This is a genomic window from Pseudomonas flavocrustae (assembly GCF_029872515.1).
GTDB lineage: Bacteria > Pseudomonadota > Gammaproteobacteria > Pseudomonadales > Pseudomonadaceae > Chryseomonas > Chryseomonas aestiva.
In genome coordinates, this window is record NZ_JAPDIQ010000006.1 from 64,820 (window position 1) to 83,122 (window position 18,303).

The 18,303-nt window shown below is 58.1% G+C and carries 11 protein-coding genes and 5 pseudogenes; 3 read left to right on the forward strand and 13 right to left on the reverse strand.

Going from position 1 to position 18,303, the window contains the following annotated elements:
* Nucleotides 1–74: 74 nt before the first annotated feature.
* From OMP44_RS14415 to OMP44_RS14445, 7 genes and pseudogenes are all read right to left on the reverse strand, one after another.
* Nucleotides 75–1,505, reverse strand: coding sequence for an amidase (locus OMP44_RS14415; protein WP_280309133.1), 1,431 nt, complete (start codon nucleotides 1,503–1,505; stop codon nucleotides 75–77).
* Between the two features lie 518 nt (nucleotides 1,506–2,023).
* Nucleotides 2,024–2,887 carry a replication initiation protein gene (locus tag OMP44_RS14420; protein ID WP_280309136.1) on the reverse strand — a complete coding sequence of 288 codons (864 nt, stop codon included), beginning with the start codon at nucleotides 2,885–2,887 and terminating at the stop codon, nucleotides 2,024–2,026.
* Nucleotides 2,888–5,297: 2,410 nt separating this feature from the next.
* Nucleotides 5,298–5,927 carry an AAA family ATPase gene (locus OMP44_RS14425; protein WP_280309138.1) on the reverse strand — a complete coding sequence of 210 codons (630 nt, stop codon included), beginning with the start codon at nucleotides 5,925–5,927 and terminating at the stop codon, nucleotides 5,298–5,300.
* Between the two features lie 1,097 nt (nucleotides 5,928–7,024).
* Nucleotides 7,025–9,694, reverse strand: coding sequence for a DEAD/DEAH box helicase (locus OMP44_RS14430; RefSeq protein WP_280309139.1), 2,670 nt, complete (start codon nucleotides 9,692–9,694; stop codon nucleotides 7,025–7,027).
* 40 nt (nucleotides 9,695–9,734) lie between these two features.
* Nucleotides 9,735–10,142 (reverse strand): hypothetical protein, encoded by a 408-nt coding sequence (locus OMP44_RS14435; RefSeq protein ID WP_280309141.1) that lies wholly within the window; start codon nucleotides 10,140–10,142, stop codon nucleotides 9,735–9,737.
* A gap of 840 nt (nucleotides 10,143–10,982) precedes the next feature.
* Nucleotides 10,983–11,165, reverse strand: a complete 183-nt coding sequence (locus tag OMP44_RS14440; RefSeq protein WP_280309144.1) for a hypothetical protein — start codon at nucleotides 11,163–11,165, stop codon at nucleotides 10,983–10,985.
* Nucleotides 11,166–11,583: 418 nt separating this feature from the next.
* Nucleotides 11,584–11,749, reverse strand: a pseudogene (locus tag OMP44_RS14445) (DNA topoisomerase III); the annotation flags it as partial.
* A 245-nt stretch (nucleotides 11,750–11,994) separates the two neighbouring features.
* On the opposite strand from OMP44_RS14445, the gene OMP44_RS14450 reads away from it, so the two are divergent.
* Complete coding sequence (locus tag OMP44_RS14450; protein WP_280309146.1) at nucleotides 11,995–12,270, forward strand: hypothetical protein; 276 nt, start codon at nucleotides 11,995–11,997, stop codon at nucleotides 12,268–12,270.
* Here the strand turns inward: OMP44_RS14450 and OMP44_RS14455 are convergent.
* The 5 genes and pseudogenes from OMP44_RS14455 to OMP44_RS14480 form a co-directional block, all read right to left on the reverse strand.
* The gene (locus OMP44_RS14455; protein WP_280309148.1) at nucleotides 12,263–12,571 is read right to left on the reverse strand and encodes a hypothetical protein; all 309 of its coding nucleotides are present in this window, start codon (nucleotides 12,569–12,571) and stop codon (nucleotides 12,263–12,265) included. The two genes, OMP44_RS14450 and OMP44_RS14455, sit on opposite strands and share 8 nt — an antisense overlap.
* A gap of 167 nt (nucleotides 12,572–12,738) precedes the next feature.
* A complete protein-coding gene (locus OMP44_RS14460; RefSeq protein WP_280309151.1) occupies nucleotides 12,739–13,023 on the reverse strand; it encodes a hypothetical protein in 285 nt (94 codons plus the stop codon).
* Nucleotides 13,020–14,240 (reverse strand): annotated as a pseudogene (pilL2, locus tag OMP44_RS25005) (PFGI-1 class ICE element type IV pilus protein PilL2). The gene OMP44_RS14460 and the pseudogene pilL2 overlap by 4 nt, the downstream one beginning before the upstream one ends.
* Nucleotides 14,241–14,532: 292 nt before the next feature.
* Nucleotides 14,533–15,663: a hypothetical protein gene (locus OMP44_RS14475; protein WP_280309153.1), complete on the reverse strand. Its 1,131-nt coding sequence runs from the start codon at nucleotides 15,661–15,663 to the stop codon at nucleotides 14,533–14,535.
* A 192-nt stretch (nucleotides 15,664–15,855) separates the two neighbouring features.
* Nucleotides 15,856–16,200, reverse strand: a pseudogene (locus tag OMP44_RS14480) (helicase-related protein); the annotation flags it as partial.
* Nucleotides 16,201–16,310: 110 nt separating this feature from the next.
* Here OMP44_RS14480 and OMP44_RS14485 point away from each other — a divergent pair.
* The gene (locus OMP44_RS14485) at nucleotides 16,311–17,360 is read left to right on the forward strand and encodes an alpha/beta hydrolase family protein (RefSeq protein WP_431312644.1); all 1,050 of its coding nucleotides are present in this window, start codon (nucleotides 16,311–16,313) and stop codon (nucleotides 17,358–17,360) included.
* A 61-nt stretch (nucleotides 17,361–17,421) separates the two neighbouring features.
* Here the strand turns inward: OMP44_RS14485 and OMP44_RS14490 are convergent.
* Nucleotides 17,422–17,744 (reverse strand): annotated as a pseudogene (locus tag OMP44_RS14490) (C-terminal helicase domain-containing protein); the annotation flags it as partial.
* On the opposite strand from OMP44_RS14490, the pseudogene OMP44_RS14495 reads away from it, so the two are divergent.
* A pseudogene (locus OMP44_RS14495) lies at nucleotides 17,738–18,160 on the forward strand (TonB-dependent receptor domain-containing protein); the annotation flags it as partial. The pseudogenes OMP44_RS14490 and OMP44_RS14495 sit on opposite strands and share 7 nt — an antisense overlap.
* Nucleotides 18,161–18,303 lie beyond the last annotated feature (143 nt).

Sequence of the window (18,303 nt, forward strand, 5' to 3'; positions counted from 1 at the left end):
CGCGGTGAAAGGCAGGATGACAAGGTGGTACAACGGGCCAGCCTCTTTAGCGGGCGAGCGCCGTGTGGATCAGTTCAACGCAGCAGCGGCGGTACTCGTTGCGTCCAAGGCAGCAAGGCTTCTACCGCGGCGCAGAATTGCAGGACCGCGGCATCCGCATGCCGGGGCCCCACGACCTGCAGGCCGATGGGCAACTCGTCGGCACTCCAGGCACAGGGCAGGCTCGCCGCGGGATTTCCCGACAGGTTGAAGGGGTAGGTAAAGGGAGTCCAGCGCGCCCAAGGGGTGCCGCTGTCGGCTGTCTCGTAGCCCTCTTCCGGCCCGGTGAGGTGTGCAGGAAAAGGCAGAATAGGCAAGGTCGGCAGCAGCAATAGATCGTAGGAATCGAACAACGCATGGACCTGGTTGGCGAACATCGCGCGTTGCTGGGACGCTGCCAGATAGTCAGCGAGATCGTACTGACGTGCCTTTTCGATCAGATTGGCGAAGCCGGGATCGAGCTCGTCCAGTCGTCCGCCCAAAGTCTTGCCATAGGCGATGCCACGCCCTGCCACCCAGAGCGTCTCGAAGGTAGCTAGCGGATCGCGCCAGTCCAGGGTCAGCCGCTCGACCTCAATCGGTAGTTGGCGTGCCAGGGTGTTCACTGCCGCTTCCACGCCAGCGGCGACCTCCGGGTGGACGGAGGTCTCGAACAGCGTCGGGCAGTAAGCGACGCGAAGCGTTGGCAGCTGCTGGTCGCATCGGGCTAGATAGGACTCCGCAGAAGCAGGGAGCGCCTGGTGGTCCCGCGCATCCGGCCCGGAGAGGATATCGAACAGCAGCGCGCTGTCACGTACCGTGCGGGTGATGGGTCCCGCGTGACTAAGCATTTCCGTCGCCGACCACGGCCAGGTAGGAATTCTGCCGAGGGAGCCTTTTAGCGCGAATGTCCCACAGAAGGCACTGGGGATGCGTACCGAACCACCCCCATCCGACCCGAGGGCTGCCGGCACCATGAGCGCCGCAGTTGCGATTGCGGAACCAGAGCTCGAGCCCCCGCTGGAAAGGCGAGGGTTCCACGGCGTCCGCCCGTCTCCGAACACGCGAGAGATGCTAGCGCCGGTCCAGCCAAACTCAGTCGTGGCTGTCTTGCCCAGCACTATGCCACCTGCCGACTTTAGGCGCTGAATTATGGGCGCATCCTGGGTGGGCACGTAGTCTAGCGCAGTGAGCGAACCACGTGTCGTCCGCAAGCCTGCGGTGTGGAAAAGATCTTTGATGCCGAAGGGCACACCATGCAGTGGACCGCGGAAGCGTCCTTCGCGCGCCTCGACATCCAGCAACCAAGCCTCGTTCAGCGCATGATCACCGTAGACGTCTCCGAAGGCATTGAGTGTGTGATTATTGGCCTTTATGGAATTCAGACAGGCTTGCACGAGTGCGACCGAGGTTAGCTGACCATCGCGAATGCGCTGGGCGGAGCTAATGACATCGGGTACCACCGCCTCTGACTCCGGCTTTTTCATAGCATTCCAGACCGCTTCATAGCTTAGGTGTCTGAGCGGCATTGAATAGCGAAGTACGGTCAGGGTCAAGTATAAGAAATGTGGATTTGTGGATTATGTGGGATTATCTCGTCGATCGGCAGTGAGGCGGTACGGCAAAGGTGGAACGCTTGGTGGTAGCACCGTTCGACAAGAAAGAGTAGCGACTAAGCCAATACCATGGGCGGCAGCCGGCCTGGCAGGCTTCAAGCGTAACGGCTTGCGCTTTTCCGTCGCTGGTAAGCTTGCCCTCGACTGCCTGCCAGGCGACTAATGCGACGCGAGCGGTATGGGAGGTGTGTAGCGCATTGAGATCGAGAAAGGCTTCGGAGAGCTCTGCAAGCCGCCAAAGGTCTGTCGACGGACTAGATGGCATGGACTCACGCAAAAACTAGCTTGCTGCAGGTCACCGACTTGTGAGCTGCAATGTAGGCGACGCCATTAGCGAAACGAACCGATCGTGAGCGATAGGGTATCGCGCTGTCGAATGCAGAAAGCAGCTAAGCGTCACCAGACTCGTCCACATCAATCGGAAACCTGAAGTTCGGATCGTCTTCACTTAAATCCTCGAAGGCAGACGCCAGCAGCAAACTTGGATCCTCTGGGAGATCGATCTCAGTCAGGGGTACCAGCTCTTCGTCACCTAGATTCAGCGGTAGCTGCTGCGCAAGATCTTTGAACATGAATTTGATGGCAACGACTCGTCTCGCCTCACGCTTCAGCTCGTAGGTGACATCCAATCTACTCTTAGTGCGCAGCTCTTCCACCGCGGGATCAATCACACGTTGGCGGAGATTGTTAAAGCGCTGGTAAGCATCAGAAAGCCCCAGAGCGGTCCTGAGTGTCTCGATCTCGATGTAGGCCCATCCGGTCTTTTTAAACTGCATGAGCATCTCGAAAAGCCGAAACGAGTGACTTGAGTCGAGACGGGCCACGCGCCGCAGGTCGTAGCTGGTGAGCTTGGTATGAAGCCGGGACAGATACGGCATAACATGGATTGTGAACGACAGCTCTACCCTCCCCTCCCCTGCTATGTAACGCGCAGCATCTACCCAGCGCTTACGCTCCACTGCCGATCCATCAAACGTCTTAACCTCCCGCTCAAAAAGGACGTCAGCTGTCTCCTTCATCTGCTCGTAGGCATGACGAAGCTGCACACCATAGATTTCTGAATACAGCAGTGCCGAAACCGAAATTTTCTTCGGCATCCCTTTCCGAGGATCAATTTGGCTTATCGCAGCCAAAATCAGCCTCTGCTCGTTCAGAGTTAGCCGATACGAGGCAGTGATGAGCGTATTTGATTTCGTTACCCGGATCGGCCGAGGGTCGGCTTGATCTGGAACGGAAGTGGATACCTTTGACATGCAGAGACCTGGTAGAAAGCCTTCGAACCCTACTATTCGCTTCCCCTGTAGTCGATACGGGGTCCAGGGAAAAAGGAGTCGAAAGCCCGTACAACGCGCTTTTGGCGCGACCATCAACTGCCCAGACGTTCTGGCAGAATCGTGTAGTAGTCGTCTCGGCGAGACGCGGCGGTAGGTAGTAAAGCACTGACTGAGCGGACACGCGAGTACCGTAATTTGTAGTCGATCTGCATCTAGCTGAAGTAGCGCGCTGCTGGGAGATCCACCGAAAGAGCCTCCATACCGTAATCTGTAGTCGCAGCGCCGGCCGGACGTCACGTCTAGCAAGGCCATGCTGAGCCTGGGCCGTTCAATACCGTAATGTGTAGTCGTATTGGCTCAGCAGTGAACCGGCTTTAACCATAAGCCAGGCCGCTACGGGCGGCAGTGCCGTAATGTGTAGTCGTCAGGAGGCTTACGGCCTGCGTACAGCCGTAATTTGTAGTCGATCAGGCGAACTAACTGCGTTTTTGCCGCCTAATCGTCTGTTTGATGCCGTAATTTGTAGTCGTGAGTTCGGTCCTAGCGAAATTTTGATTGGCTAGATACCGTAATTTGTAGTTGTTTCAGCAGGTTAGACGACGGATTAGCCGTAATTTGTAGTCGTTAGTAAAGGTGTCCAGCACCGTTGGATACCGCCATATGTAGTCGTAAGACGTAATAGACGTGTCAGTTCGAGCGTGCCTCATTGCGTCCGACTACGATGAGCTGCGCACCGCGGGAAAAACACTCGTCCAACCTAGGCACGAAATTTTCCTCTGAAATCAACGACTTATAGGAGTAAATCCGGATTTTCTGTATTCAGCGCCTTAGACGGGAGCGAATCCGAGCCGTCTTTAATCGCTACCGTGCTAGCACTGTTCAGATATACAGCCGCAATCTGTAGCATCGACGAACACGCACCAGTGGATAACAGCCAGAATCTGTAGTCGCTGCTACCGGAATCTGTAGTCGATCAACACGGAATCCGTAGTCGGCTCAGCCGTAAAGGCTAGTCGCATTACCGGATTTTGTAGTCGATACCCCCCGCGGAAGCCAAGCCTGGCGCGGGTTTCAGCGTCTTAAAAACAAGATAAAAACAAGAAATAAAGATTTAAAAAGCTCTTAAAAGGCTGGTTTCTGTGGATAAGAAAGCGCCACGATGCTCAACGAGCCGCTATCGACTACAAATCACGGTATGTGCGCTGTCGCCTGTGTGGCGACAGACAAGCCGCTCTGGATACCCCAACGTCACGCGTACTAGCAGCCAACCAGAGCGAGCTACCTGTGGTCAGGAGATACTCGGCGAGCACCTCCATCTCCCTTAAGCATCAGCACCCTTTTGACCTTGCAGCTCGAATCAAAACCACTGATTTGCTGCAAATGGGCGCGGCAGATGACTGTATGCCCTAGGAGTACACGACAGATCCGCGAGTCACCGACGGTCGTCACATAGGACCATTCGATACCACGCACCCCTCCCCTCTGCACAAAGGCTACCTGCTACTCGCCTCGCTAATTTCGTTACACCTGCGATCAGCCACCAGTCCTCATCCTGAAGAGCTCAGAGGTTTTGTTTAGCCACCGCTTCAACAGAGCATTGTCTACTCAACCCGATGGGCAGGCAGATCGGATACAGGAGGGGCAAGACGTCGCTGGCAAAGGACGAGTTCCGCTTTCCTTTTCAAAACGCATCCTTAGCTACCTAACACAGCTAGCTAGGTGCTCCACGCGGTACCCTTTGCCTCACATCGCTCATCTCACATACGAACGTGTTAACGGCCCTTATGAGCTAACTGGTACCCAGTACCTGGGACATAGAGGTCAGTCCAGCGTCGTATCGAGATTGGATGGCTCTTAGCATCCCTAACCCCTTCCAGGAGAAGTCTGAAAACGGGGGCCAGATGTGGAATGCAACAGGTAAACCAACAGCCACCAAATAAGGTTAAGTCGAGCAAATGTCGGAAGGACCGAACGGCGAACGCGAGGCAGCAGCGCACGCCAAGCTTCATACGCGAACGGCCACTGACTACCGCCCGTACTTTTCACACCACAGATCGAAGGCTTCGATGAATATGTCCTGACCAGTCAGACCAAGGTCGATACGCGCCAGCTGAAGCTTTCTATATCGATCAGCGTCGCACTTCACGCTTAGGGTTCTGTTCTGGCCAGCCTTAGCCATGGGGGCAACCTCCTCCCCTGCATGCTGCGCAGGAGCCTGGTTGCTTTTAGCAACGTTGGGTGCTGACGATGCTGCAGATGTGACAGGCTCTGCTGCTTTAGAGGTTTTGAGCATTGAGCCGAGATCTCGAGGAGTACGAGCCATTAGATCCTACCTTAGTCCGCAAATGCTTAAAGAAGTGTACGAGTGCTTGAGTGCTTAAACAAGCGCTTAAGCACGTGCTTGCTGACTGCCTAGCTCTTCAAGTATGTAGTCGCACAGCTTTCTGATATCACGAGACGCAGAGCAGCTCGGCCGTAGCTCTTGGGGTACTCGACCATCGATCCCCGCTTCAACCATGATGGTGCGACGAGGCATCGGGGGGCATAGCTTCCCGTGTTGAGACAGAGCCACCATTACGTCTTTAGTGATATTTGTATTGAGCGTCACTTCGTTCAAGAGGAATACGAAGGGCTTATTTTCGTCCTTCACCAGCGTCAGGGTCTGCCGTACCGCACGCAGATCGTGTGGGCCCGCCTTTACTGGAATGATCACAAGATCTGCGAACTTCACTGTCGCGGTGATAACGTCATTGGACTCAGGAGGTGTGTCGATGAGAACGTAGTCGTAGCCCTCACCTTCCAGCACGCTGATTGCTGCGCCCAGGCTCTCGTATGGGACATTTGACATCTGCGGCTCTTCGATCTCGCGCTCTTGCCACCATTCGGTAAGGCTGCCCTGCGGATCAGTGTCTATCAGCATCACCCGATTTCCGCGGCGGGCCAACTCCACTCCCAAGACCTCGGTCGTAGTGGTTTTACCAACCCCGCCCTTTCTTGACGCAATCGCGACTGTCTGCACCAGGAACCTCCTTCAAAATGGGACCACGCGCTTAAGTGCGCAGGTGCTCACGTAAGTGCTTACGCATGTATTTGCGTGAGCGTTGATCGCGAGTATATGCGTGCACACGCATGCGCTCAAGCGGATAGGCACACGCGTAAATGCTTACGCGCGTGCTTGGTTAAGCAATTGCTTAGGCTTGAATTGCTTTACACGAGAGCGTCGCTGCTAGATCGTGCCTATGCTCAAGGAAAGGCTGTCGAAGCGATTTCCATCGATCCTTACTTAAGCGTTTGCTTAACTAAACGTTCGTGCTGGCGGCAGTATCTCTGCGTCTGAGGTGAACGAACCAGCGGGTTGGAAGAGGGCGACGCAGGGTATCGCAAGTGGGATGGAGGCGGCTTCCCGTGGCACTGGTGCTGATGGTTTGAGGCGCCGCTACCGCGGGCGCCCATAGGAAAGTCTCTATCTCGGTGCTTGCCAGATAGGCCAATCGCGCACAAGCTTGGGTGCTTGGGTGCTTGGGTGCTTGGGTGCTTGGGTGCTTGGGTGCTTGGGTGCTTGGGTGCTTGGGTGCTTGGGTGCTTACCTGCTTACCTGCTTACCTACTTGCGCGCCTAAGCAGGCACGTAGCCTCTCAATCGTTCAGCATAGCAAGCGCCGAAGCTCGTCCTCATAACAAGAAAGCCGGTGGACAATCAAGAGACACGCAAGCACTCGTATGCGTAAGTGCTTAAGCACGCATTTGCGTGCTTAAGCATAGCTCGCGTTGGTGTACACCAATTGCATACGATAGAGCTCAGCACGTGCGCTGGCGCAGCAATTTGGGACCGGCTCCCTGCACTGCCAATTGTGCGCCGACCAGCTCTATCCATCCACGTAAGTGCTTACATGCGTACGCGCTTACGCATGTAAGCACTTAAGCGTATCTTTGGCTAAGCACGATGCGTAGGGTTTGAAATTCTCCCGGCCACAGAGCATTCGATTGCCCCTGAGCAGCGGAGAGCCGAGCTGTATGCTTGCCCTGTATCAGCTGTGGCACGACGGAACCGATTCGCACCGTCGTAGGCAGGAGCATCATGCAGTCCTAGTAGTAGGAAATCAGCTAGGCATCGAGGTCAGTCGAGTAAACCCAAAGCAAAAAGCTTTTCACGTTTCTCTAAGGAGAGCTTATTGGTCCTAGCCAAGGTTCGCTGCCGAGAAACCCACGCCCCGATTTTCATTCCACTATCAGTCACGTACTTGGCAGGCAAGCTAGTGCTACGGTTGCGATCGATGTACGCCATAACTTCCGAGAAGTATGCTCGCCACGCGTCTTCAGCGGGATCGAAGCTGAAACCGAGTGCTACTAGGCGTAGGTGATCATAATCACCTGCGCGGCTTTTCAGTCGTGTCCGCTGGTTTGAACACCACCTGCCGAGCTTGTAACCATCCGGGCTGACGTATGCAATCGGCACATCGCAGTGGCCATGCTCGGCCTTGAATTGCTCCAGGTGCTGCAGGCCATGATCGAATGCTGCGCCGAACACCTCCCATACGAAGCCCGGCTGGTTCAGAAGCTCAATACGTTGCTGGTCCATCTGCCCGTCGCGGTAGCGGGCACGCTGATTCCCTACCCAGGTACCAAGCGCTGTCCCATCGGGCAGCACATAGTCGAGCGGTACATTCACATGGCCATGCTGAGCGCAGAAATCCTTCAGCGCTGCATAGGCGGCTTCCCAACGGGCATCCAGCACCCCAACGTCGAAGTCGAAGCCCAGGGCGGCCAGCCGATCTCGTCTGGACAGGTCGATCTGACGACTACGCTGGTTCCGGCACCAGTCCGCGAGATCGGTACCGTCGACGAGCACCTGGCGTTGGGCAACACGCAAGTGGCCCTGCGCCTCCTTGAACGCAACCAGCGCCTGATACCGTTTCTCCCAGGCGTCGTCGAAGGGGTTCAGGGTGAAGCCCAGAGCTTCGAGCAACGCTTTTTTCCGGGGCGCCAGCCGGCCGAGGCGATAGGCCTTGCGCTGCTCGCTACACCAGTGGCCAAGGGCAACGCCGTCTACAGTGACGACGTCAGCGGCAGGGGAGGGCGATCCCGTCTCCGCCAGGTAACTGCGCAAGGCTCCATACCCCCGCTCCCAGGCGTGCTCGCGCGGATCAAATTCGAAGCCAACGGCCTCCAGCTGCTCGGCACGGTTGGGAGCTAGCCGGCCTAGTCGGTGGAGCGCACGCTGGCGTGAGCACCAGGCGCCCAGGGTATGCCCACCGGGTGTTCGGTAGCTCCGGGCCACCCGGGCATGGCCACGGTCAGCCACGAAGGCACGCAGGAGGCCGTAATAGTGCGGCCAACTGCCGGCAATGCGGCCTACGAGCTCAGTCGAAAGCACAGCTTTGAGGCTGGCGGCCCAGTGGCGGGCGTCGGGAAGGCCTGCAGGTGCGATGACGTGCAGCTTGTTGAACCAGCCGGGGGAGGCAGCCCTTCCGGTTTCGCCCTGGTCCACTGCGGCGCGATGAACCTCGTTGAGCATGGCGTCGTCTTGCTCGGCGAGCGCCGCCAGGGTCCGCCAGACCGTGGACATGTCGCTGCGCGCCACCGCCTGGATGAGGGACTCGCCGGAGCTGCGCTTCAGGCGCAGGGGAATCAGCACATAGCCGTAGCGCTTACCCGGCGCCTTGCGCACCGCCCGGCCGAGCGCCTGGACGATGTCGACGTGGCTTTCTCGCCGGTGCATGAAGGTGACGAGATCGGTATCCGGCACGTCCACCCCTTCAGCCAGGCAACGTGCGCAAGACAGCGCTGCGCGCGGGGCCCGGCCGTACTGGTGCAGCAGGCGCGTGCGCTGCCAGGAGGGGAAAGAGCCGTCGATGTGACGGGCCCAGAACTCCCCCTCGCCCTCGACGACGGCTTCGCGCAGCGCCGTCGCGAAGCGCTTTGACTGCGATATACGGGAGTAGAAGGCGAAGGCTTTGCGCGCGCCGACGTCAGCCATAGCGCGCAGCAATTCCTGGGCGTGCACCGCGTAGCGGCGCTCCTCGTCATCCAGTGCTTCGGCGAGCTGCTCGTCGTCCGCTTCCTCAACGGAAATGATGACGCGGAAATCGCAGATGATCCCGGCCGCAACGGCGGCGGAGTAGCTGAGCTCGTAGGCGACCGGACCGAAGACGGCCTCATCCGTCATGGAGTAGGTGGGTCCGGCTCCGGCCGGACCTTCCTCCTCAGCGATGGCCAACGGCGTCGCGGTGAGGAAAAGGCGTCTGTCGATGTGCAGGGTAGGGTGATCGTTCAGCGCGAAGCTGTTACGCCGGCCAGCGGCGCCCGCCGTCTTGTGCGCCTCGTCGAAGATCCCTAGGTCAAAGGCAAAGCCCGCCGGCAGACCCTGGGCGAGGGTAGGGGCACTGGCGTAGGTGCACAGTACGATCAGGTCTCGACCCAGGGTATCAACCTTCAGCGCGATCTCCTCCGGCGAGGTGGTGACCGCCACCGGCAGATCCTCGAGCACCTCGTGCTCATCATCGAGCGTGGCCACGCTCTCGTCGCTGCAGACGCGCAGTACGCGCTCCAGATCCAACTTGGCGTTGCTCACCCAGGCCTGCAGCGTCTGGCTGACCAGGGCAAGCGACGGTAGGAAGATGACGATGCTGCGGGCACCGAGCGCCGCGGCCACCCCCTGAGCGAGGCGAGTTTTCCCGGTCCCGCACGCCATATGCACCTGCAGCCGGGCGCGCCGTTTGAATCCGTCCAGGATACGGGCGCGTGCTTCGAGCTGGTGAGGGGCGAGGAGGCTGGAGGAAAACTGCATCGGTGGTCAGCGGCGGCGGTGTAGTGGGGGAGGGTGGTGATTATCGCACCGAATCGTCGTGCGCTTCAGGCGCTCGCCTGCGCAGAGAGATACCGCGGCGCTGACGGGCGCTAGCGTACCGGGCAGGGGTCCCGCCGCGCTGCGCCGCCGGGTCTTCATCGGACCAGACGCCCAGCAGGTCCGCAATCTCCCTAAGGAATGTCTTGTTCGTGAGGACCTGCTCGCCGCGGCGGATTGCCTGGATCTGCGCCAAGCCACAACCGGCGCGGGCAGCCAGGTATTGGTCGGATAACATCGGAAGCAGTGCCTGCAGTTCGGCCCTCCAGTTCAAGGTGTCGTGGATCGCCGGGATGCCGCGGTCCCGACGCAATTTTCTAGCCACGGGTTGGGAGAGGCCGAGCGACGGGCCGATCGCTAGCTCGGTGACAGTGCTCAGTATCGTGTCCATCTCTGACCGGTCTGGCATGTACAGAAGAATGCCAAGCCGCGTGCGTACCTGTCAGATCTAGAAGTCGCTGAACCCGAACTGGCGCGCCAGCTCGCCATCCGAGCTGAGATCAAGTTGCGCTACTTGTTCAGGTCTCAAGACCGCTAGCGCCGCGGAGGCGCGCGGAGGTGACCGGAGTGAACGCTCCGTACGCCATTTCCAGATCACGCGCCGGTATACACCCCGTCTCTTGGCCAGTTCAGCACCAGGTACTGTTCAGAGAAGCTCGGCAACCTTGGCTGGAAGGCTTTCGCGTTTCTCTTGCCGCGCATCCGCGGCTAGGCTTCCACGCGTCCCCCACGGGCCGGCCGGCGCTGGAGCTGCTCCTCAAGGCGCTGTAGCAGGTCAGCGGTGTCGCGCAGCTCAGTCATTTAGCCCAGGTACTGCGTGGCGGCCTGGGCGTTTGATTTGTGGCCATTGGAGTCTCCGCCTCGCCCTGCACGGCGATGACCTATTCATCGAGCAGGCGGGCCACTAAGGAGTGGGCGGTATCGCTACGACAGGGAGCCGGCTCTGCAGGTAATTGATAGTCATGGCCAGGGTGACGCGGAGCAGGACGGTGCAGATGTCGCGATAGAGAAGGACACCGTAGGTAGAGATGCGATTCAACTATGTCCTCCGGCGCATTGTCGTCGGCTTCGTCATCAACTCCCTGCTCTTCCACCGCACCAACCTCGGCGCCGGCGCGATGACCTCGTAGCCGCCCGTGCTATCCATTCCTCACTCGATCAATGCGAGTCAGTCTGGCAAGCGTAGGTACGCTTCGCTCAAGAGATAAAGTGGCGCTTCTTAGTGGTATCCCTAGGGCTTCAGGAGTGTTGCTGACACCGCGGACTCTGAGACGAGATCCGCTGCTGCCTCAGCCAGGGCGACAAGCTGATTGATCAGCTCCTGCGTCAAAGGATCGAGAGAGGTCATTGATCTCATCGAATCGATAAGACTTTTCAGCTCCCGATGATCCTGAAGCGCGGTTTCGAGATTCACGAGCACTACTGACAACCTGCGGGGCGAGTGGTCGCGGAATTCTGATCGCTCTGAAAGCGCAGTCCTAGAGGATTTGGTCGGCAAATAAATGCCGTCCGGCTGGAGATGCGTAACCCTAACTGAAGGGGCGAGAAGCCTCGAACGCTATCTCCTCTACCAGCTCTCTCGTGCGTTGCGTGAGTCCTTTGAACTCTCGAAGGATCGCCTCGAGCCAGGGATCATCCATGCTCAAACGGTGAAGCTCATCGAGCCGGGCATTGAAGTGCCTGTGCGGGCAGAGCAGGTATTGCCGCGATGGGCTGTCCGGAACGGGAATAAAGCTATCCGCTAAGCGCTCTCATTTGGGTGTTCTAGTATGGTTATCGCCTCGCTATCCTCAATCTTTAACAGCTCGGTTAGGCAGGCCTATCACATTTTTGGGTAGCGCATCCAGGGACCAGGACTTCAGCGCCGGATCGTAAGCTTCCGGTGGCGCCTGCTCGAGGAGATGGCCGATCCCCAAGCTGACAACTACCCCCTGGCCGCGAATGCAGTCCTCACCGCGCCCGGGCAATGTCCTTGCCCTGGCTGGGCTTCTCGCACAAAACACACGCATGGAATTCCCCTGTTGATGGCCGAGCCGAGTGGCCTACAGAGGAACCGTGCCTGGAGCAGCATGAGGCGTCAGCGTGGAACCGCAAATAGCTCTGATTCGGTTGAACCAGAGCATAATATCTGACTAATGATTTCCGACGAGAGGCTCTACAGCTAGCGTTTTCGCGCTTCATATCGTTGAACGGTGGTGTCACCATGACATCAAAGTGTGATGTGCGTCACGGAATGACTGGTCATGAGCGGAATGAAGGATTTTGAGATTGCCTACATGATGGGTGAGCTCAAGTGTTTGATCGTGAGAGCTGATCGGCTTTCGCGCAGCGATGCCTATGCAGAGATCTGCTTCGCCGAGCGATTGCTGCTCGGCCATAAGCCCTCTGACCCGGCGGTAACATTTGAGGTGCTCGCTAGGTCAGTTGGCATCGAGCTTGTTCACGTTCACGCTATGAGCAGCAGCGGTCCAAGACCGGTTTGTCAGACATCACCGCTATCCAGCAACAATGCTACTTAGGCTTGCCAGGTCGATGCAGCCCCGGGTTGAACGACGCTAGACCTCGTGATCCAAGCCGCTGCATCAGTTCAACGCGCTCATGGTCAGCGTCTTCACGAGCACCCGCCATATCACGCTTGAAGTCATTCACATGCTCAGCCAGCCTGGTTCGATCCTGAAGGTCGGTTTGTTTCAGTACGCGGGTGACCTTGGCCGCTTGATGGGCAACAGTCACGACAGCGGTCTTGTCAGCCGGCCGGATGACTGCTTCGACCGAATAGGGCGAAAGCGCGGTTCTCAGTAGCTCAATTCCTTGCTCCATCACTGCTCCTGATATGGGCACAAACTATTGGAGTGATAGTGATTTACTATCGAGTCAAAGGTTCATGCCAGAGCATGACAAGCGATAGATGGCTACTGATAGGCGAGTGCTGAGGTGTTGGGAATGGCTGGAGGAACGGCGACACCCATATTGCAGTTGATGGGACTCTACAGCGTGTTGACTGCTACCGTGCCGATAGCTTGAGACTGAGTGAGGTCGACCATCTTGCTGACCAGGCCATAGGGCGGTGTGGGGTACCCCGTGGCTTGTGCTGAAAACGACCGTGTCGCGCTTGGGTCAGCCTGCTGGTTGCGCAGCACGGCCGCGTAGCTGGAGGCTTCCTGCCCCTGCAGGGTGGCGCGCCCGGCGGCTTCATCGACACGCTGCACGGAACTGCAGCTGGTGAGCAGCACCGATGTTGCCAGCAGGCTGGGGCGGAAAAGACGACTCATGACTTCTTCCTCTCGGAAACATGGACGATGCGCTGGCTGGAGCTGCCGTCGACGATGAAGGAGCGCGGGGCGCCGTCTTAAAGCGGAAAGACCTGGGCGATGGCCTCGGGGAGGGTGCCCTTGAAGTGCAGAGCGGCCTCGATGGGGTAGTCCAGGTCGTCAGCGGTCCACACCACCTGCCAGCCGGCGCGCTTGGCCCAGGCCTCGACGCTGCGGCGCAGGGTGCTGCCGACCGGTGCGTCCCAGGTCTGGGCGATGACGCTGGCCGGCTCGGTCAGACGTACGAGGGCAGTGGGTAGGCGGACGGCGCGGACGCGAAGGTTTTCGTCGATGCCGATGCGGCGACTGAGGGGGCGGGACTGACAGTCGTGGTGCGGGCTGCGACAACAGCGGCTGGCTTCGGCAGCTGGTGACTGGGTGCTACCGTCGGTGCAGGAGAAAGCGTGGCTACAGGCGCTGCAGCGGCGAGAGAAGTGCCCTGCGCCTGAGGGACGGTTGGAGATTGCCTGACTGGCACCGTCATCCCGGACGCTTGAACCGGCGCGGATGTCAGCGCCGCACCGGCGGGCAGGGTTTTGACTGCTGCAGGTGTAGAGGTGTTCGGTACGGAAGCGCTTGGCGCCACGACCTTCACAGGGGTCGGTGGGTTTCCAGCGGCTTGGTTGCCGGGACGGTGGCCACGGTCACCGCGGCAGTGCTGGCGGGCGAGGTGATCAGCTTGCTGACCGCAGCGGGCGCGGCTGCGTAGCGCTGACCCTCGGGCAGCTGATAACCCAGGCGCAGGACGAAGCACACCGACCGCATGACCTCATCGACCTTCACCTGCCAGGCCGGTCCAGCGAGCACCTGCAGGGTGTTGCGCAGGCTCATGGCCAGAGCTTGTACTGGGCCGCCGGCAGCGGCCGGGTGAAGAGGATGTTGACGTGACCTTGATCGAGTCCACATAGGCTATAGCCGGAACGGTTGACCACGTATTGCATGGCGTCGCGAACGGTCGGCTTCATGTTGGCCGGGATATTGAGGTCGATGATCTGGGCCATCAGGTCCCGCTGCTCGGTCTCCGGCGCCGTGTTCACCAGCGTGTAGCGGCCATAGCGCACTTGGGGCTCTGAGGCAGCGCCTTTCGGATAGAGATCGGGCTGTAGCAGCTCAGGATTGCGCGAGCTGTCCGGACTGGAGGCTGGTGGGGCGGATTCGTGCGCAACGCAGCCAGCCAGAGCGGCGGCGAGTGCCAGCGGAAAGAGGGTGGAGAGCTTCTAGGTCATGTGCGGTTTGGCCCCAATTCGTGATGGGGCCACGGTGCCAGCACAACTAGCGAGAAGCAGGGGAAAACCGTATTTGGAGCGAAAGAGGTTAGCGTTGGGCAAAAAAAGCCTCCGCACAGGGCGGAGGCGAACTCAGTTCGAAGCCTTCAGATTTGCCAACCTGAAGAAAGGAGCTGGAGCACTCAGTAAAATTGACCAGGCCTGCTCAGCCGGGTTCCCTGGCTATCGTTTTTTTCGACCGAAATTACTCATTCATCAGAATGTTTTGAGAGTAGCGGGAGTCCTCAATGCGAACAGGGTTGCCACTGAGCCACGTTAGATAGATTTTGCTAACAAAATAGCTGCTTGCGCCACAGCTTGCTGAATTGGTTGCTACATCGACCCCGCTCAGGTCGTGGTAGACCTTCAGGTGATGAGCGTTCGAAGTGATCTCAGTTGTTTGATCGGTAGAGTTAAAAGTAGCGCAGGCGGTTGTCGAACCGGTGGGAAATTTCTGCACAACGAGCCTTGACTTGACCACGCTGCCGGCCGTCTTGTTAGCGGGCGAGCCCCACGCATAAGGAGGGCATGATCCAGTTTGGTCATAGCAAGAGGTAAGTTCTATATCGGCGATGCCTTTGATGGTCTTCGCGCTAGCGTTCGGTGTCCACTGCCCGGATCGTAATGCATACACACTCTCGCCTGCAGGCAGGCCAGGACCGATATGTACTGACCCCTTACAGTAAGTGGTTGTATTGGAAACGCCATCAATCGGCGGATCCAAAGCTGCATCGCCCCGGACACATTTTTGCTCGGTAGGGGAGGCAGGCCTGCCCGCCCAGTCAAAATCACTCTTGTCATTCTCAATGCCCCATACCCCCGCCCCAATAGCAGGGCTCGGGTCAGTTATGTATGTGGCGCTACCAGCTTTGAGAGTTAGTGTTTTGGCGTCGCCTTTGCCAAATAGGTTTTTAACCATGACAGTACAAACATAGCTGCCCGCGGTAGGAGGTACGAAAAGATACCTTACTTGCAGGGATAATTTCCCTGGAGTAGCTGGGTAAGCCAGCGTTCCTTCATGGTTGCGGGTCGTTTGATAGGAATCGACCAGTTTTGCTGTGCTTGTGCCGCATGCTACTTGCATCCCAAACATCATAACGCCGCTGGCAGTATCACTTGTCGTAGTCCCCTTGGCGTATACGTAGACCGGCTGATTGGCCGCTAGGGTAACCGCTTTGGGCGTCGTGAGATTTGGTACAAATTGATAACTGGTGGTCGTCTGCTCAATCTTGAAGTCGGACGCAAGCTGGGTAGCCGCATGGGCGGACCCGCTGACTAAGATGACCAGCGCTGAAATCGCAAGCAGGGGGGTAGTAATACAACGTCCGATCATCATGGTCAGTTCTCCCTAACCTAAGTGGAACGCGCCGATATCACGATGCGCGAGGCCGCTGCACGATAGCAGCGTCCAAGAAATCCAACCGGTTTTGCCACACTATTTGCGATCTGTTCGGAGCAATTCGGACCTTTGCTCACAAATACTCATGCAGGAGCTATCTCGGCAACGCTTAGCCGAGTGCTGTTGCCATTACGCTCTGCTCTGGTTCAGATGGATTTCCTCGGCTTCTATGAGGTCCTGAGATATCCGTCTCTTATCCAGCAGCATCTGCCACAGCTGCAGATCGATGCTGTTGGCCACCAGCGGGATCTTCACCACCACCAGGCGCCGCTGCCCGTTGCGGTAGGCTCGGTCCTCGGCCTGGTCCTGCAGTCCGGGCGTCCAGGGCAGCCCCAGGAAAAACACTTAGTACGCAGCGGTTGGGTTGTTGCCGGTGCCGGCCGCTGATGTCGTGCCGATGAAGAGCCGGCAATCGGCGTCCTGCTGGAAGCGATCGATTGCCTTCTGCCGTTTCGTGAGGCTGTCGGTGCGTACTTGCGTGAGGTAACCTGTGGCACGGCGTTCAGTGCTGAAGGCGAAGACAGCCAGCTTTAAGGCCTGATTGCCATCAAACCGCGCAGGCCCCATCAAGGAATATCAAGAAATTGAAGACGCTGTTTGGTACCCTGGCGCTGTTCTTTTTCACTATCAATGCATTTGCCAGTAGCGATGTTATCGGCTTTCGGGCGTTAACTCTGACAGATTCAAAAAACGAACGCCCACTAGAGTTGGTTATCTGGTACCCAAGCTTTTCCTCCGCACAACCCCAATTAATTGCCGACACGCCTGTGTTTGTTGGAGTCCTCGCCGCCCCTAATGCAGCACCGGCCTCAGGACCACATCCACTCGTAGTATTGTCCCACGGCTTTCGTGGTAACTGGGGGAACTTGTCATGGCTAGCCAGCGCGTTAGCCCATCAGGGTTACATTGTTGCTGCGGTCAACCACCCAGGCACTACCACTCACAATCGCAACCCTGAAGCCGCGGAACAGTTGTGGCAGCGCCCCGTTGACCTGCAGCGTGCCATTGATTCGGTCTTATCTCAGCCGGAACACGTTGGGTTAGTCGCGAGTTCGAAGATCGCCGTGGTAGGTCACTCACTTGGCGGCTGGACCGCCTTGGAAATAGCTGGCGCAAGGTTCGATCCTGACCTTTTTTCCGAAGATTGCCGCGCCCACTCGGATCTGGCCAGTTGCAGCGTTTACAAGCAGACCAATCCAAACATGACCGCAACAATGAAAGCCTCACTAGCCGCCGATATGAGAGACAGACGTATCGCCGCCGTCGTTTCATTGGACCTGGGTCTATCACGTGGCCTGACCAGTGAAAGTCTTGCGGCGTTGCAGGTACCGACGCTTGTGATCGCCGCGGGCGAGCCTTCTAAAGACCTACCCGCACGGTTGGAATCCGCTGATCTAGCCAGTCGATTACCTCCGGAATTGAGTCGATATGTAGAGGTCAGCGACGCTAACCATTTTAGCTTCATTTCGGTGTGCAAGCCGGGTGCGCTCGCGTTGCTCGCGGAAGAGGGGCCGGAAGAAGACATCATTTGTCGTGACGGTAAAAGTGCTCGACCACGAACAGCTATCCAGCATCAGGTCATATCGCTGATCAGCGGGTTTCTGACGCAGTCATTTCGTGACGATAAAAATTGACTCGCTTGGTTGTTAGCATTGAAGCGGTCTCCCTTTGGTCCTAGTCCGGATCAAGCTTGATTCAGGAGGCCATCGCGTTTGCCAGCAGCAACTGGGCCTGTCGTGCCGCTTCGGACTCTATCAAGTCTTGAGCGATTCGCCGCTTGTCCTGCCACAGCTGCAGATCGATACCGTTCTCTACCAGCGGAATCTTCACCACTACCAAGCGCCGCTGTCCGTTGCGTTAGGCCGGTCTTCGAACTGGTCCTACAGTCCGGGCACCCAGGGCGACCCCAAGAAGAACACGTTGTTGGCTGCGGTCAGATTGTTGCCGGCGCCGGCCGCTGACGTCGTGCCGATGAAGCCCCGGCAATCGGCGTCCCGCTGAAAGCGATCAATCTGTCTTCGGCGAGCCGCTGCTTGGGCTGCGCCTATTGGCAGGCGCCACCTTCATGTACACCGAACTCAAGGGCACCCAGAACGGCAGTAACGACGGCAATCGCGCCATCGGCGTGCCGCGCTTTCAGTACAATCTCGGCGCCGACTGGGATGTGCCCGGCTTGCAAGGCGTGGCGCTCAACGGCCGACTGTTGCGCACCGGCGGCCAATATGCCGATGCGGCCAACAATCTGAGCATTCCGGCCTAGACCCGCGTCGATCTCGGTGCGAGTTATCGCTTTACGGTTGAGCAGAAAGACGTGACCTTGCGCGCCAACCTCGAGAACGTAGCGAACAAGTCCTATTGGAAATCTGCCTTTGGCGGGTATCTCACCCAGGGGGACCCTCGTACCCTTAAGGTGTCCGCCACCCTAGATTTCTGATAGGCACGTGCCCGGCTTACCCTTAGGGCATCAGGCTTATAAGATCAACCGCGTGCGAAAACCGGCTTAACGCCGGTTTTTTGTTGTCGCCAGAAGCGAGCAGAATGCGCGCTTTCACTGGGTATATCTCTCCGTTTGTAGCT